This is a genomic window from Microlunatus antarcticus, assembly GCF_014193425.1.
Classification (GTDB): Bacteria; Actinomycetota; Actinomycetes; order Propionibacteriales; family Propionibacteriaceae; genus Microlunatus; species Microlunatus antarcticus.
In genome coordinates, this window is record NZ_JACHZG010000001.1 from 920,128 (window position 1) to 935,470 (window position 15,343).

The 15,343-nt window shown below is 73.8% G+C and carries 11 protein-coding genes; 6 read left to right on the forward strand and 5 right to left on the reverse strand.

The window, feature by feature from the left end:
- Positions 1-5: 5 nt before the first annotated feature.
- From FHX39_RS04290 to ettA, 3 genes are all read left to right on the forward strand, one after another.
- Complete coding sequence (locus FHX39_RS04290; RefSeq protein WP_183336944.1) at positions 6-1,868, forward strand: ABC transporter; 1,863 nt, start codon at positions 6-8, stop codon at positions 1,866-1,868.
- Entirely contained in the window at positions 1,868-3,535 is a 1,668-nt protein-coding gene (locus tag FHX39_RS04295) for a GTPase (protein ID WP_183336945.1), read from the forward strand. Before FHX39_RS04290 ends, FHX39_RS04295 begins: the two co-directional genes overlap by 1 nt.
- Before the next feature lie 180 nt (positions 3,536-3,715).
- Complete coding sequence (gene ettA / locus FHX39_RS04300) at positions 3,716-5,398, forward strand: energy-dependent translational throttle protein EttA (protein WP_183336946.1); 1,683 nt, start codon at positions 3,716-3,718, stop codon at positions 5,396-5,398.
- A gap of 80 nt (positions 5,399-5,478) precedes the next feature.
- Here the strand turns inward: ettA and FHX39_RS04305 are convergent, their stop codons facing one another.
- From FHX39_RS04305 to FHX39_RS04315, 3 genes are read right to left on the reverse strand one after another with little or no spacing between them, the layout of a single operon-like run.
- On the reverse strand, positions 5,479-6,957 hold the full coding sequence (locus FHX39_RS04305; RefSeq protein ID WP_183336947.1) for a hypothetical protein: 1,479 nt from the start codon (positions 6,955-6,957) through the stop codon (positions 5,479-5,481).
- A 31-nt stretch (positions 6,958-6,988) separates the two neighbouring features.
- Positions 6,989-9,958 (reverse strand): FAD-binding and (Fe-S)-binding domain-containing protein, encoded by a 2,970-nt coding sequence (locus FHX39_RS04310; protein WP_183336948.1) that lies wholly within the window; start codon positions 9,956-9,958, stop codon positions 6,989-6,991.
- Between the two features lie 47 nt (positions 9,959-10,005).
- Positions 10,006-10,476 carry a MarR family winged helix-turn-helix transcriptional regulator gene (locus tag FHX39_RS04315; RefSeq protein ID WP_183336949.1) on the reverse strand — a complete coding sequence of 157 codons (471 nt, stop codon included), beginning with the start codon at positions 10,474-10,476 and terminating at the stop codon, positions 10,006-10,008.
- Positions 10,477-10,656: 180 nt separating this feature from the next.
- Here FHX39_RS04315 and FHX39_RS04320 point away from each other — a divergent pair, with 180 nt between their 5' ends.
- Positions 10,657-12,555, forward strand: a complete 1,899-nt coding sequence (locus FHX39_RS04320; RefSeq protein WP_332836659.1) for an AMP-dependent synthetase/ligase — start codon at positions 10,657-10,659, stop codon at positions 12,553-12,555.
- Positions 12,556-12,557: 2 nt separating this feature from the next.
- The gene (locus FHX39_RS04325; RefSeq protein ID WP_183336950.1) at positions 12,558-13,418 is read left to right on the forward strand and encodes an acyl-CoA thioesterase; all 861 of its coding nucleotides are present in this window, start codon (positions 12,558-12,560) and stop codon (positions 13,416-13,418) included.
- A 168-nt stretch (positions 13,419-13,586) separates the two neighbouring features.
- Here FHX39_RS04325 and FHX39_RS04330 read toward each other — a convergent pair whose 3' ends face one another.
- The gene (locus FHX39_RS04330; RefSeq protein ID WP_183336951.1) at positions 13,587-14,066 is read right to left on the reverse strand and encodes a globin; all 480 of its coding nucleotides are present in this window, start codon (positions 14,064-14,066) and stop codon (positions 13,587-13,589) included.
- A gap of 146 nt (positions 14,067-14,212) precedes the next feature.
- Between FHX39_RS04330 and FHX39_RS04335 the strand changes: the two genes are divergently transcribed.
- On the forward strand, positions 14,213-14,638 hold the full coding sequence (locus FHX39_RS04335) for an OsmC family peroxiredoxin (RefSeq protein WP_183336952.1): 426 nt from the start codon (positions 14,213-14,215) through the stop codon (positions 14,636-14,638).
- A gap of 3 nt (positions 14,639-14,641) precedes the next feature.
- On the opposite strand, the gene FHX39_RS04340 is transcribed toward FHX39_RS04335, so the two are convergent.
- Positions 14,642-15,292 carry a mechanosensitive ion channel family protein gene (locus FHX39_RS04340; protein WP_183336953.1) on the reverse strand — a complete coding sequence of 217 codons (651 nt, stop codon included), beginning with the start codon at positions 15,290-15,292 and terminating at the stop codon, positions 14,642-14,644.
- Positions 15,293-15,343: the final 51 nt, after the last annotated feature.

The following is a 15,343-nucleotide window of genomic DNA, read 5'->3' on the forward strand; positions in this document are numbered from 1 at the left end:
CGGCCTTGGCGGCGGACGTCCCCCCTCACACGCGTACGCCGCTCGAGCTCGCCCTGCTGCGGCTCCAGGAGGTCGTGACGCGGGCGCGCCTGCCGCTCCCGCTGCCCGAGGCCGCCGCCCAGCAGGCCGCGGCCGGCCAGATCGGCTTCCAGCTCGACGACTACGTCCTGCCCCGGCTCGCGTCCATCGACGCGCCCGTGCTGACCGTCGTCGGCGGGTCCACAGGTGCCGGCAAGTCGACGCTCGTGAACTCCCTCGTCCGGCACCGGGTCACCGAGCCCGGCGTCATCCGGCCGACCACCCGGGCACCCGTGCTGGTGCACCACCCCGACGACGCGCACTGGTTCGCCGACGACCGCGTCCTGCCCGGCCTCGCCCGCTCGACCGGCTCGGGCCGCCGCGCGCGTGACCTGCAGCTCGTGCCGCTCGCCGCCGTGCCGCAGGGGCTGGCCATCCTCGATGCTCCCGACGTGGACTCGGTCGTCTCCGAGAACCGTCAGCTCGCCGCCCAGCTGCTCGACGCCGCCGACCTCTGGCTGTTCGTCACGTCCGCCGCCCGCTACGCCGACGCCGTGCCCTGGGACTACCTGGCCGCGGCGGCCGAGCGCAGCGCGGCGGTCGCCGTCGTGCTCGACCGGGTGCCGCCACGCGCGATGCGCGACGTCCCGCCGCACCTCGGGCAGATGATGAGCGAGCGCGGCCTGGCCGAGTCGCCGCTCTTCGCGGTGCCGGAGGTCGCGGTCGACGCCGAGGGCCTGCTGCCCGACGCGGCCGTCGCGCCCATCCGCGGCTGGCTGACCGCCCTGGCCCAGGACCGGTCGCGCCGCGCGGCGGTCGTGCAGCAGACGCTCGACGGGGCCGTCGGCTCGCTCGTCGCGCGGACCCCGGCCATCGCGCGGGCCGCGGACGAGCAGGCCGAGGCCCTCGACCAGCTGCGGGCCGAGGTCGACCGCTCGTACGCGGAGGCCGTCCGGACCGTCGGGGTGCAGACCGAGGACGGGACGCTGCTGCGCGGCGAGGTGCTCGCGCGCTGGCACGACTTCGTCGGGACGGGCGAGTTCTTCCGGGCGCTGGAGGCGAAGGTCGGCTGGCTGCGCGACCGGGTCGTCTCCGCGATCAAGGGTGAGCCGTCCGGCGCGCGCGACCTCAAGGTCGCGGTCGAGTCGGGCCTGGAGTCGCTGCTCGTGCAGGAGGCCGACGCCGCCGCCGAGCGCGCCGAGTCGTCCTGGCAGTCGACGGCCGCCGGTCGCGACGTGCTGGGCCGCACGCCCGCCGACCTGTCGCACAGCTCGACCGAGCTCCGGCTCCGGGCCGAGCAGATGATCCGCGACTGGCAGGGCGCGGTGCTCGCGCTCGTCGCCGACGAGGGGATGACCAAGCGCTCCCGCGCCCGGTTCCTCGCCTTCGGCGTCAACGGCGTGGGCGTCGCGCTGATGATCCTCGTCTTCGCCCACACCGGCGGGCTGGTCGGCGCCGAGGTCGGCGTCGCCGGGGGTACGGCGATCCTCGCCCAGCGCGTGCTGGAGGCGGTGTTCGGCGACCAGGCCGTCCGGCGCCTCGCCGAGACGGCCAAGGGCGAGCTCGACGCCCGCGTGCAGGCCCTGATGGCCGAGGAGCTGCTGCGCTACCACGCGCTGCTCGACGGCCTGGGCGTCGATGCCGGCCTCGGGCCGGCGCTGCGCGAGGCGGCCTCGGAGGTCGACGCCGCGCGGGCGGTGCTGCCGACCGGTGCGTCGTCGAACGCCCTCCGCGGGGCGGAGGAGGTGCCGGCGCTGACCGTCGGTCCGCGGACCGACTCCCTCGACAGCGGCGACGACGTGGTGGACGCCGAGCTCGTGGAGCCGGACCTGACGCGCGAGCTGCGCTGATGGCCGGCTCGCTGGTGACGCGTGGACGGGACCTGCTGCACCGCAAGGACCCGACGCTCGCGCTCACCGACCGGGTGCGCGCCCTGCGCGAGGCGGCCGACGCGTGCGAGGGCCGGGTGTCGACCGAGGTGGTCGACGAGGCGTACCGGGTCAGCCTCCAGGTCGACACGCGCCTCGCGCTGTCCGGCGGGGCGACGGTGGTCGCGCTGGCCGGGGCGACGGGGTCGGGCAAGTCGAGCACGTTCAACGCGCTGACCGGGACCGACCTCGCCACCGTCGGCGTACGCCGTCCCACCACGTCCGTGTCCATGGCCGCGACCTGGGGCGAGGACGCGGGGGAGGAGCTCCTCGACTGGCTGCAGGTCCGCCGTCGCCACGTCGTCGACGCGCACGCTGCCCCGGGTCGCGGCGTCGCGCTGGACGGGCTGGTCCTGCTCGACCTGCCCGACCACGACTCGACCGCCGCCGAGCACCGGACGGAGGTCGACCGGCTCGTCGCGCTCGTCGACGTCCTCGTCTGGGTCGTCGACCCGCAGAAGTACGCCGACGCCGCCCTGCACGAGCGCTACCTGCGCCCGCTCGCCGGGCACGCCGCGGTGATGCTCGTGGTGCTCAACCAGGTCGACACGCTCAGCCCCGATGCCCGTGCCGCGTGCCTGCGCGACCTGCGCCGGCTGCTCGACGCCGAGGGCCTCGGCGGCGTCGAGGTCATCGGCGTCTCCGCCGTCACGGGCGAGGGCCTCGACACCCTGCTCACCCGGCTGGCCCGGGTCGTCGCCGGCAAGCGCGCAGCTGCGGCGCGTCTGGCCGCCGACGTCGGGAACGCGGCCGCGAAGCTCGAGTCGGCGTCCGGCACCGACCCCGCGCCCGAGCTGTCCCGCCGTACGGTCGCCACGCTCGACACCCAGCTCGGCGAGGCCGCCGGCGTACCGGTGGTGACGCAGGCGGTCGACCAGGCGTGGCGGCTGCGCGGCGGCCTGGCCACCGGCTGGCCCGTGCTCGCGTGGGTGGCGAAGTTCAAGCCCGACCCGCTGCGCCGCCTGCGGCTCGGCAGCTCCCGCGGCCGCAAGGAGATCGCCTCGCCCACCTCGACCTCCCGGACCTCGCTGCCAGGTCGCTCCGGCGTGCAGCAGGCGCGCGTCGACACCGCGCTCCGGACGCTGGCCGACGAGGCGTCCGACGGGCTGCGGCGCGGCTGGTCCGACGCGGTCCGGGCGACGACCCGTCGTTCGGCGGCCGGGCTGTCCGACAGCCTCGACCGCGCGGTCGCGACCACCGACCTCGACGTCGACCGACACCGCCGCTGGTGGAGCGCGGTCCGCGTCCTGCAGTGGGTGCTCGTCGCGGGCGTGCTCGTCGGTCTGGGCTGGCTCGGGGCGGCGTTCCTGCTGGCCTACCTGCAGCTGCCGCCGCTGCCCAAGGTCGCGTGGTGGGGATTCCCGGCCCCGACGGTGCTGACGATCGGCGGGGTCGCGGCCGGCCTGCTCGTGGCCGCCCTGGCGCGGATCGGTGTCGTGATCGGCGCCCGCCGCCGGGCCCGGCTCGCCCGCCAGCGCCTGCTCGCCGCGGTGTCGCGCGTCAGCGCGGACCAGGTGGTCACGCCTGTCCGCGCAGAGCTGGAGCGCTACGAGACCGCACGTTCCGCGATCCTGCGCGCGCGGGGCTGATCGTCTTCGAGGAGCGTGCCGGTTTTCTGACGCTCGTTGCCTGATCTGCCGCCTCGAGCGGCGATTTCACCCCGCGAGGGTCGAGGAACCGGCACCCGCTGCTCCGCTGGCATACTGGGCGGTCGGCTGCGCCGCTACGTGACTGTGCGCGGCCGTTGCCTCTCGAGCCGGAAAGCACTCATGCCTGAATTCATCTACTCGATGCACAACGTCCGCAAGACCCTGGGCGACAAGCTCGTGCTGGACAACATCACGCTGTCCTTCTACCCGGGCGCCAAGATCGGCGTCGTCGGGCCCAACGGCACCGGCAAGTCGACCCTGCTCAAGATCATGGCCGGTCTGGAGAACGCCAACAACGGCGACGTCATCCTGGCCAAGGACGCCACGGTCGGGATCCTGCTCCAGGAGCCCCCGCTGACGGCCGGCAAGACCGTCCTCGAGAACATCGAGGAGGCCGTCGCCGACGTCAAGGCGCTGCAGCGCCGGATGGACGAGCTCGGCGAGGCGATGAGCGACCCCGACGCCGACTTCGACGCGCTGATGGCCGAGATGGGCGACGTCCAGACCGAGCTCGACAACCGCGACGCGTGGGACATCGACTCCCAGCTGGAGCAGGCGATGGACGCGTTGCGCTGCCCGCCGCCGGACGCCGACGTCGACGTCCTCTCCGGGGGTGAGCGCCGCCGCGTGGCGCTGTGCAAGCTGCTCCTGCAGCAGCCGGACCTGCTGCTGCTCGACGAGCCCACCAACCACCTCGACGCGGAGAGCGTGAACTGGCTCGAGGGCCACCTCAAGAGCTACCCCGGCGCCGTCCTGGCCGTCACGCACGACCGGTACTTCCTCGACAACGTCGCGGAGTGGATCCTCGAGATCGACCGCGGCAAGACGCACCCGTACGAGGGCAACTACTCCACCTACCTTCAGACCAAGGCCTCGCGCCTCCAGGTCGAGGGCAAGCGCGACGCCAAGCGCGCCAAGATCCTCGAGCGCGAGCTCGACTGGGCCCGCTCCAACCCGAAGGCGCGCCAGGCCAAGAACAAGGCCCGCCTGGCCCGCTACGAGGAGATGGCCGCCGAGGCGGACCGCAACCGCAAGCTCGACTTCGAGGAGATCAACATCCCGGCCGGCCCGCGCCTGGGTAGCCAGGTGCTGGACGCCCACAAGCTCGTCAAGGGCTTCGGCGACCGGCTGCTCTTCGACGGGCTGGACTTCTCGCTGCCCCGCGCGGGCATCGTCGGGATCATCGGCCCGAACGGCGTCGGCAAGTCCACGCTGTTCCGGATGCTCGTCGGCGAGGAGGAGGCAGACGGCGGCGACCTCACCCTCGGCGAGACGGTCAAGGTTTCGTACGTCGACCAGGGCCGCTCCGGCCTCGACCCCAAGAAGAACGTCTGGGAGCTCGTCTCCGACGGCCTCGACTTCGTCAAGGTCGCCAACTTCGAGGTGCCGTCGCGGGCGTACGTGGCGTCGTTCGGCTTCAAGGGCCCCGACCAGCAGAAGCCTTCGGGCGTGCTCTCCGGCGGTGAGCGCAACCGGCTGAACCTGGCCCTGACGCTCAAGATGGGCGGCAACCTGCTGCTGCTCGACGAGCCGACGAACGACCTGGACGTCGAGACGCTCCAGTCGCTCGAGGACGCCCTGCTCGAGTTCCCGGGCTGCGCGGTCGTGATCTCCCACGATCGCTGGTTCCTGGACCGGGTCGCCACGCACATCCTGTCGTGGGAGGGCGACGACGAGGAGCAGGCGAAGTGGTTCTGGTTCGAGGGCAACTACGCCGACTACGAGGCGAACAAGATCACGCGTCTCGGCGCTGAGGCGGCCCGCCCGCACCGCGCCACGCACCGCCGCCTGACGCGCGCGTAGGCGTCCGGCTCGGCCACCAACGGCAGGTCGCGGCGCTCGGAGAACGGATCCGGGCGTCGCGACCTGCCGTTTCGTCGGTCCTAGCGCACGGAACGCACCTCGACGCGCTCCACATACGGGTCCCCGCCGGTCCGGTCGAGGGTCGCGTCGAAGCCGTCGCCGGCCCAGACCAGGAGCGTGTGCTCGCCCGCCGCGAGCCGGTAGACGGAGTCGTTGGGGAAGAACGGCTGCAGCGAGGGCTCTCCGTCCGGCTCGTAGAGCGTGGAGCGGGTCGCACCGTCCGTTCCCGGCACCACGCGGTAAAGGCCGGCCCGCGCGACCGTCACCGTCCGTACCGCGTAGCCCCCGCTGGTGAACGCCACGTCCTCCGCCCGGTCGGGCTCGAGCGCGCCCGCCGGGGCGTCGAGCCGCTCCTCGTTCAGCACCATCAGCACCTGCTCGCGCGTCAGGCCGTCGGCGTAGCCGACGAGCGCGTCGGCCACGCTCTCGGGCAGGCTGGTCAGCCAGCCGCCCGGGCCCTGCACCGCGGTGAGCGAGAACGCCCCGTCGCGCCCGAGCACCTCGAACGCGCTCAACGACCCGAGCCCGCCGCCGTAGCGGTAGCCCGAGGGGTGCAGGCAGCTCTTCGTCCCGGTGATGGTCAGGCACCGGCCGGACAGGTCCACGTCCTCCCCGACTCGGAGCGTGTCCACCCGGACCGCCGTACGGACGCCGTCGGTCGGCCCGTCCGACGTGCTCAGGGCGCCGATCGGGATCGGGGAACGGTCCAGCCCGGTCGTCGCGACCTCGGCGGCCCAGAGCTGGACGGCGTCGGAGCCCGAGCGGTCGAGCGTCCCGGCGAGCCGGGTCGCGTCGGTCCGGACCGTCCCGTCGAGCAGCGCCCGCAGGGACGCCTCGACCGCGGCCCGCGCGCTCGGCGACGGCGCGCGGTCCAGCTCGCGCACGCTGGGGAGGCCCCCGTTCGCCACGTCCGGACCGAGCAGCGTGGCGAGCACGCTCAGGTACCAGCGACCGGAACGTTCCACGGTCACGAGCCTGGGGAGCGCGCCGACCGCGGGGAACGACTCGGCGCGGTAGGTCCGGTCCTGCGGACCGTTCTCGTGCCGGTATGCCGACCAGACGCGGAGCAGGCCGTGGGCCCGGTCCGGGTCGCGGCGGACCCGGACGGCGACGTCGCCGAGGTCGACCACGGCGAGGCCGCCGGACCGCGCCCCCACCGTGGGCGTCGCCCCGCTGACGTCGATCGTCAGGCCGTCGAGGGCGTCTCCCGCGTCGGTCGGGGTGGAGGGGTCGCCCACGACGGCCGCGGGCAGGGCGAGGTCGTCGAGCCGCTGCGACCAGGCGCCGACGAACCGGACCAGCGCGGCCCGTTCGTCGGGTTCCACGAGGCGGAGCAGGGCGCCCACGTCCTCCTGGTCGGCGGCGGCCAGCACCCGGTCGACGAGGGCGGTCGGGGACGACGCGCCGCCGCGGAACCGGTCCACCGCGTCCAGCCCGCCCAGGACGAGGGCGACGACGAGCACCCCGACCCCGAGGACGACGAGCAGACGCCGGTCCACCGCGCGGGGCTCGGCGACGAGCAGCTCCGGCTCAGGGGACGTCGACGGACCCCTGGCTCAGCGTCGGCCGCTGCTGCGCGATCGGCGGTTCGGCGGTCGCGGAGCCGTCGTGCGGGTCCGGGGCGACCTCGACCGGAGCCGGTCCGTGGTGGGGCGTCGGCGCGCGGAACGCCGGGGACAGGAGCTGGGCCAGGGTGACGGCCTGCCGGTCCGCGAGCTCGGCCAGCTGCGTGCGGCAGGAGAAGCCGTCGGCCAGCACCACGGCGTCGGGCCGCTGGCGTACGGCGGGGAGCAGGTCGTGCTCGGCCACGGCGACCGAGACGTCGTAGTGGCCCTGCTCGACGCCGAAGTTGCCGGCCAGCCCGCAGCACCCGCCGACGGTGGTCACCGTGGCGCCGGTCGAGGCGAGCAGGGCGGCGTCCGCGCGCCAGCCGATCACCGAGGCGTGGTGGCAGTGCGGCTGGGCGACGACCTCGACCCCGGCGAGGTCCGGCGCCGTCCAGCCCGGGGTGCGTTCCAGGAGCTCGGCCAGCGTGAGGACGCCGGCGGCGACGTCGGCGACCCGGGGGTCGTCGAGCAGCTCGCCCGCGTCGGAGCGCCAGACGGCGAGGCAGGACGGCTCGAGACCGACGACGGGCACGCCGGCGGCGACCACGGGGTGCAGCACGTCGAGGGCCTGGCGCAGCTGGCGCCGGGCGCCCTCGCGCTGGCCGGTGCTGATCCAGGTGAGGCCGCAGCACGCGTTCCGCTCGAGGAACTCGGGTGCGTAGCCGGCCGCGCGGAGCACGTCGAGGACCGAGGAGGCGCCGTCGCCGTCGAAGCAGTCGGAGAAGGAGTCGACCCAGACCACCACGGGCGTACCGCCGTCAGGCGCTGCGGACTGCTCGACCCGCTTCCGCGCCGGACGGTCCGCGAACCGGGGCAGCGTGCGCCGCTGGTCCACCCCGGCGCTCCAGCGCACCAGGTTCCGCAGCCCCGGCGTGGCCGTGGTCAGGTTGATCAAGGACGAGAGCCCCGGGACGCGGGTGATCATCCGACCCCAGCGCGGCAGCCAGCCCAGCGCGTAGTGGCTGCGCGGACGCAGCCGGCCGGCGTACGCGTGGTCGGTCGCGATCGACTTGTACGCCGCCATGTCGATCCCGGTGGGGCAGTCGCGCGCGCACCCCTTGCAGGACAGGCAGAGGTCGAGGGCGTCGTGCACCTCGGGCGCGCGCCAGCCGCCGACGAGCGTGCCGTTGACCAGCTCCTGCAGCACCCGGGCGCGACCCCGGGTCGAGTCCTTCTCCTCGCGCGTCGCCTGGAAGGAGGGGCACATGACGCCCTGCGCGCCCGTGGTGTTGGCCAGGCACTTGCCCACGCCGGTGCACTTGTGGACCTCGGCGGAGAAGGCGCGGCTGACCGGCAGCGGATGACCGACCAGGCCGCTGCTCCGCAGGTCGGCGTCGACGGGTGCGGGGTCGACGAGGACGCCGGGGTTGAGCAGGTCGTCGGGGTCGAAGGCGTCCTTGACCTGGCCGAAGAGCGCGATCGCCCCGGGGGAGTACATCGCCGGCAGCAGTGCACCCCGGGCGCGGCCGTCGCCGTGCTCGCCGGACATCGACCCGCCGTACGAGGCCGCGATCGTGGCGGCCTGCTCGACGAAGCGGCGGTAGACGTCGGAGCCGCCCGCGCTGGTCAACGGGAAGTCGATCCGCGCGTGCACGCACCCGTCGCCGAAGTGGCCGTACGGGAGTGCGTCGAGCCCGAACTCGGTCAGCAGCGCGTCGAAGTCGCGCAGGTACGCCCCGAGCCGGGCCGGCGGGACGGCGGCGTCCTCCCAGCCGGGGTAGGCGGGCGCGTCGAGACTGACCCCGGCCAGGCCGGCGCCGTCCTCGCGGATCTTCCACAGCGCGAGCGCCTCGGTCGGGTCGGTCACCGCGAAGCCGTCGAGGGCACCGGCGTCGGCCAGCACCCGGGCGGCCCGGGCCGAGACCTCGCCCGGGTCGTCACCGACGACCTCGACGAGCATGAAGCCGTCGCCGCGCGGCAGGGGCGGCACCGCGGAGTCGCCGCGCCGGCGCCGGACGACGTCGACGATGCGCCGGTCCAGGCCCTCGACTGCGGTCGGGCGGTGCGCCAGGACGGCCATGACGGCGTCGGCCGCGTCGGCCATGGTCGCGTAGCCGAGCGCGACGAGCTGCTTGTACGGGGCGTCGGCGACGAGGCGGACCGTGGCGCCGGTGATCACGGCGAGGGTGCCCTCGGTGCCGGCGAGGAAGCGGGCGACGTCGAAGCCGCGCTCGGGCAGCAGGTGCTCCAGGCTGTAGCCGGACACCTGGCGCCCGAAGGTGCCGAACTCGGTGCGGATCGTCCCGAGGTCGCCGGCCACCACGTCGCGCAGCCGGGTCAGGCTCGACGCCAGCGGGGCGTCCTGCCCGTGCTCGAGGTGCAGCCGCTCGCCGCGGCCGGTGACCACGTCGAGGGCCATCACGTTGTCCGAGGAACGTCCGTAGCCCAGCGCACGGGGCCCGCAGGCGTTGTTGCCGATCATCCCGCCGATGGTGCAGCGGTTGTGCGTCGACGGGTCGGGGCCGAAGCGCAGCCCGTACGGGGCGGCCGCCGCCTGCAGGGAGGACTGCACGACGCCCGGCTCGACGCGGGCCGTACGCGCCTCGGGGTCGACCTCGCCGATCGCGGTGAGGTGCCGGCCGACGTCGACGACCAGGCCCGGGCCGACCGCGTTCCCGGCGCACGAGGTGCCGGCGCCCCGCGTCGTCACGGGCACCCGCGCGGCGCGCGCCGCGTCCAGCACCGCGAGGAGCTCGGCGACGTCGCGCGGGTGGGCGACGGCCTGCGGGACGACCCGGTAGAGCGAGGCGTCGGAGGAGTAGAGGGCCCGGGCCAGCGTCGAGGTGTCCAGCGCCCGCGACGCTCCGCGCCGGTCGAGCTCGGCGACGAGATAGCGCAGGGGCTCGGGGACGTCTCCGTCGCCGGGGGCGACGAGCAGGGCGGCGGAGGACATGATCGCCCCCGATGGTAGTGGCGCTGCGAGCGGCCGAACGGTCCGGCTCAGGCCTGCGAGGCCCGGAGGATGGCGTCCATGGCCCGGCCGACGGCAGCGTAGTCGTCGGGGTCGACCGCGTCGACGAAGTTGCGCCGGACGCACTCGACGTGGCTCGGGGCGGCCTCCTCGAGCAGCTGCTGGCCGGCCCCCGTCAGGTTCGCCCACACGCCACGCCGGTCGACCGGGCACGTGGTGCGCTCGATGAGGCCGCGCTTCTCCATGCGGGTGACCGTGTGGGTGAGCCGTGAACGGCTCTGGTGCACGGCGTCGGCGAGCTCGGCCATGCGCAGCTGGCGGTCGTCGGACTCGGAGAGGGTGACGAGGATCTCGTACTCGGCGAGGTCGAGGTCGTGCTCACGGAGCTGCGCGTCGAGCCGCTCGTTGAGGATCGCGCTGCCCAGCAACCACCCGCGCCACACGCGCTGCTGGTCGTCGGAGAGCCAGCGCGTGGTCGGGGGGGCCGCGGTGAGAGTCATAGCATCTTCAACAGTACGGCGACTCTCCGATCATCCCCACCGGTCGCACGGGTTTGTCACACGCCCGGACGACACATGTCGTCCACATGGACGACACAGGGAAGTCACAGGGACGACGCGGGGACGGTGCGCGCGACGGCCCGGCGGACGAGCGTCGAGGCCCCCGTCCGGTAACCTGACGTGACCAGCCTTCATCGTGGCCGGCTGATGCTTGCCGAGGCGGCCCCGTACGAGCACGCGGAGCCGACAGTGACCTCAGAGCAGCACCCGGACCGGGCCGACGACATCGTCGCGCAACGCGCCACCTCCGTCGGTGCGGTGCTGCTCGAGCAGGTCAAGGCGTCCGGCGACCGCGAGGCCTTCCGCCATCTCGTCGGCGGCCGCTGGCAGTCGCTCTCCTGGACGCAGACGAAGGACTCCGCCTTCGAGCTCGCGGCCGGGCTGCTGGCGCTGGGCGTGCAGCTCGAGGACCGCGTGGCCATCGCCTGCGGCACCCGGATCGAGTGGGTGCTGGCCGACCTGGCGATCATGTCCGCCGGGGCCGCGACGACCACCGTCTACCCCACCACGCAGCACGAGGACGTCGCGTTCATCCTCGGCGACTCGGGCTCGCGGGTCGTCTTCGCCGAGGACCAGGGCCAGGTCGACAAGATCGAGCTCCACACCGACGAGCTGCCCGGGCTGGAGACGATCGTCCAGATCTCCGGGGTGCCGCGCGGTCCGCGCACCATCAGCCTCGACGAGCTCCGGGAGCGGGGGCGCGAGCGGCTCGCCGTCGACCCCTCGTGCGTCGAGGACGTCATCGCGCAGACCGGCCCGGACCACCTGGCCACGCTGATCTACACCTCCGGCACCACCGGCCGGCCCAAGGGGGTCCGGCTCGTGCACGACTGCTGGACCTACGACGGGGCCTCGGTCGAGGCGTTCGACATCATCTCGCGCGACGACCTGCAGTACCTCTGGCTGCCGCTCAGCCACGTCTTCGGCAAGTGCCTGATCGCCGTCCAGCTCAAGATCGGCTTCGCCACCGCGATCGAGGGCGACATCGACACCCTGGTGGAGAACCTCGGGGTCGTGCAGCCCACGTTCATGTGCGGCGCGCCGCGCATCTTCGAGAAGGTCCGGAGCCGGGTGATGACGAGCGCCTCCTCGGGCCCCCGGGGGCGCATCGTCGACTGGGCCTTCGGGGTCGGGCGCCGGACGGCCTCCGTGCGTCTGGCCGGCGGGCGGCCGCGCGGGCTGCTGGCCGTCCAGCAGGCGGTCGCCGAACGCCTCGTGTTCTCAGCGATCAAGGCGCGGATGGGGGGGAAGATCAGGTTCTTCATGTCCGGGTCGGCCGGCCTGAACCGCGAGGTGCAGGAGTGGTTCTACGCGGCCGGCCTGCTCCTGCTCGAGGGTTACGGCCTGACCGAGACGAGCTCGCTGACCTGCGTGAACAACCCACGGGCGCCGCGCTTCGGCACGGTCGGCCCGCCCATCCCGGGGACCGAGCTCAAGATCGCCGACGACGGCGAGATCCTGGTCAAGGGTCCCGGCGTGATGCGCGGCTACCACCACCAGCCGGAGGCGACGGCCGAGGTGATGGCGGACGGCTGGTTCGCCACCGGCGACATCGGGCACGTCGACGACCACGGCTACCTCAAGATCACCGACCGCAAGAAGGACCTGATCAAGACCTCCGGCGGCAAGTACGTCGCCCCCTCCGAGGTCGAGGGCGTGATCAAGGCGGCCTGCCCGTACGTGAGCCAGGTCGTGGCGCACGGCGAGGGGCGCAAGTACATCAGCGCGCTGATCGCGCTCGACCCGGGCGCGATCAAGGAGTGGGCCGACGCGAAGGGGCTCGCGTACGCCTCGGTCGAGGACCTCACGAAGGCGCCGGAGGTGCGGGACCTGGTCGACGGGTGCGTGCAGGCCGCGAACCGCAAGCTGGAGCGCTGGGAGACCGTGAAGCGCTGGGCCTTCCTGCCCGGGGAGCTGGACGTCGAGCACGGCGAGGTCACCCCGAGCATGAAGGTGCGGCGCGCCGAGGTGACGCGGCGCTACGGCGACCTGCTCGACTCCCTCTACGACCGCGACTAGGCGTGCCCGGTCCCACCCGACCCCGCTTCCGGTACGACTCGCCCCGCCGCTGGGGTGACCTGGACGCCCAGGGGCACGTCAACAACGCGGTCTACCTCGACCACCTGCAGGACGCGCGCGTCGCGTTCCTGCACGCCGGCGCCCCGGGCCTGGCGGACATGCTGCGCACGGGGGTGCTCGTCGTGGCGCACCAGGTCGAGTACCTCGCCCCGGTCGGCTTCGGCCCGGAGCCGCTGGTCGTCTCGCTCTGGATCGACGCGCTCGGGGCCAGCCGGTTCACGGTGGGCTACGACGTCCTCGACGGCGACACGCTCGCGGCCCGGGCGCGGACGACGCTCGTGCCGTACGACCTCGACGCCGGCCGGGTGCGCCGGCTGAACGAGGTCGAGCGCGCGGCGTTCGAGGCCTACCTGGACCCCGCGGAGCCGCTGCGCCCGCTCCCGAAGGTCGGGGTGGGGGAGGGAGCCGCGCGCTACCCCCTGACCGTGCGCTGGTCCGACCTCGACGCCTTCGGGCACGTCAACAACGTCAAGTTCTACGACTACGTGCAGGAGGCGCGGGTCGCGATCATGACCGCCGGTCTCGACTGGTCGGCCGGCGTCGTCTGGTCGATCGTGCGCCAGGACCTCGAGCACCTCGCGCCGCTCGACTTCCGCAGCGAGCCGTACGAGGTCGCCACGAGCGTCGTCGCGGTCGGGTCGCGTTCCTTCACCCTCGCGGCCGAGATCCGCGACCCGGCCTCGGGCACCGTCCACGCCCGGTCCCGCACCGTCGCCGTCGGCCCGCGCCCGCTCGACGACGCCGAGCGCACGGCCCTGTCGACGTGGGCCCTGCCGGACGCGGCGGGCGTTCCGCAGGCCTGAACCTCCAGCGCCGGCACACCCTGCTGGTGCCGGCATACCCAGCTCGTCTCCGCACACCCGGCAGGGTGTGCCGACGTCAGCTCGGTATGCCTGGGCGAAGAGGGTGCCCGCGTGAGCAGGGTGTGCCGCCGGCCGAGGCGTACGGGCCTCACGCCCCGGGCGGAGGGCTCAGCCCGCGTCCGGGCGCCTCGGGGACAGGGAGACGGACGACGTCACGCCCCCGCCCATCGAGGTCATGGCGGGGGAGGGTCCCTCGGTGTTGACCATGAAGTGGGCCGCGCGCTCGAGGTAGGTCCACATCTCGGCGCGCTGGGCCTCGGTGACGTCGATCGACTCGACGGCGGCGTGCATGTGGGTGATCCAGCGGTCGCGCATGTCCGGCGTCACGGCGAACGGGGCGTGCCGCATCCGCAGGCGCGGGTGGCCGCGCTCCTCGCTGTACGCGGTGGGCCCGCCCCAGTACTGCTCGAGGAACCCGCGCAGGCGGTCCTCCGCCGCGGCGAGGTCCTCCTCGGGGTACAGGTCGCGCAGCGGCTGGTCGGCGGCGACGCCCTCGTAGAAGCGGCGCACCAGGGCGACGAAGGTCGGGTGGCCGCCCACCGCGTCGTAGAACGTGGTGGGGGCGGCGGGGCTGGCTGGCTCGGACATCGGGACCATCATCCCTCGCCCGGCCGAGCCACCAGGTCAGCGCGCTTCCCAGCCCTTTGGCACGATGGGTCGCGGGCGACCGATCTGGTCACCCGCACGTCCCACGCCGGGCCGAGACGGTCCGGCAAGCACGCAAGGAGCAACACATGGCTGTCGTCCGTACCGCGCAGGCGCACTGGGAGGGCTCGCTGATGGAGGGCCAGGGCGAGGTCGAGCTGGTCTCGTCCGAGGCCGGGAGCTTCGAGGTCAACTGGCCGTCCCGCGCGGACAAGCCCAACGGCAAGACCAGCCCCGAGGAGCTCATCGCCGCCGCGCACTCCACCTGCTTCTCGATGGCGCTGTCGCACGGGCTCGCCGGTGCCGGTCACGCCCCGACCAGCATCGACACCACCGCCGACGTCACCTTCCAGGCCGGCGAGGGCATCAAGGGCGTCAAGCTGACCGTCGTCGGCGACGTCCCCGGCATCACCGCCGAGGAGTTCGACGCCGCCGCGCAGGAGGCCAAGCAGAACTGCCCGGTCTCGCAGGCCCTCTCGGTGCCGATCACGCTCGAGGTCAGCTTCAAGGGCTGAGCCTCAGGTGCTGGCCGACCCCTCGACCAGCCGGACCGTCTGCACGGTGTCGGTGGTCGGGGGGCGGCCGGTCCCGCCCTGGCTGTAGTTGCCGACGCGGACGAGCTCGCCGTTGCGCACGTACCAGGTGTTGCCGCTGTCGTCGCGCAGCGTCGTCGTCCGTAGGCCGATCGCCTCGACCGTGCCGGAAGCCTCCTTCATGTCGACGTAGTCGCCGACGCCGAACTGGTCCTCGACCAGCAGGAACACGCCCGACACCAGGTCCTTGACCACGTTCTGGAGCCCGAACGCGATGGTCACGGTGATGATCGACGTCCCGGCGATGATCGAGGTGATGTTGAAGCCCAGCTCGGAGAAGATCATCAGCAGCGCGACGAGCGTGATGACCACCGACACCGCGCTCCGGGCCAGCGACCCCAGGGCCCTGATCCGCGAGTCCCGGCGGCCGTCGCCGACGTCCGACTCCGAGTCCCGCAGGACCTGCAGGGCCTTGATCCGCAGCCGCTTCCGGTCCCCGGTCGAGCGGCGTACGGCGCGGTCGATGAGCCCGTTGACCACCGCCCGCGCGACGAGGGCGAGGACGATCAGGAACGCGACCCGCAGCGGGACGAACTGCACGGCGTCGGCGAGGGTGCGGGGGAACCAGGTCGGCATGGCCTCACCCTAGGAGCCTGCGCGCCGCCCCGCGCCCGTCGCGCCGGCCTG

Coding starts and splice junctions, on each gene's coding strand:
- FHX39_RS04340 (WP_183336953.1), bottom strand. CDS start 15,292: ATGCCGACCTGGTTCCCCCGCACCCTCGCCGACGCCGTGCAGTTCGTC.
- FHX39_RS04315 (WP_183336949.1), bottom strand. CDS start 10,476: ATGACTCTCACCGCGGCCCCCCCGACCACGCGCTGGCTCTCCGACGAC.
- FHX39_RS04330 (WP_183336951.1), bottom strand. CDS start 14,066: ATGTCCGAGCCAGCCAGCCCCGCCGCCCCCACCACGTTCTACGACGCG.
- FHX39_RS04310 (WP_183336948.1), bottom strand. CDS start 9,958: ATGTCCTCCGCCGCCCTGCTCGTCGCCCCCGGCGACGGAGACGTCCCC.
- FHX39_RS04335 (WP_183336952.1), top strand. CDS start 14,213: ATGGCTGTCGTCCGTACCGCGCAGGCGCACTGGGAGGGCTCGCTGATG.
- FHX39_RS04295 (WP_183336945.1), top strand. CDS start 1,868: ATGGCCGGCTCGCTGGTGACGCGTGGACGGGACCTGCTGCACCGCAAG.
- ettA (WP_183336946.1), top strand. CDS start 3,716: ATGCCTGAATTCATCTACTCGATGCACAACGTCCGCAAGACCCTGGGC.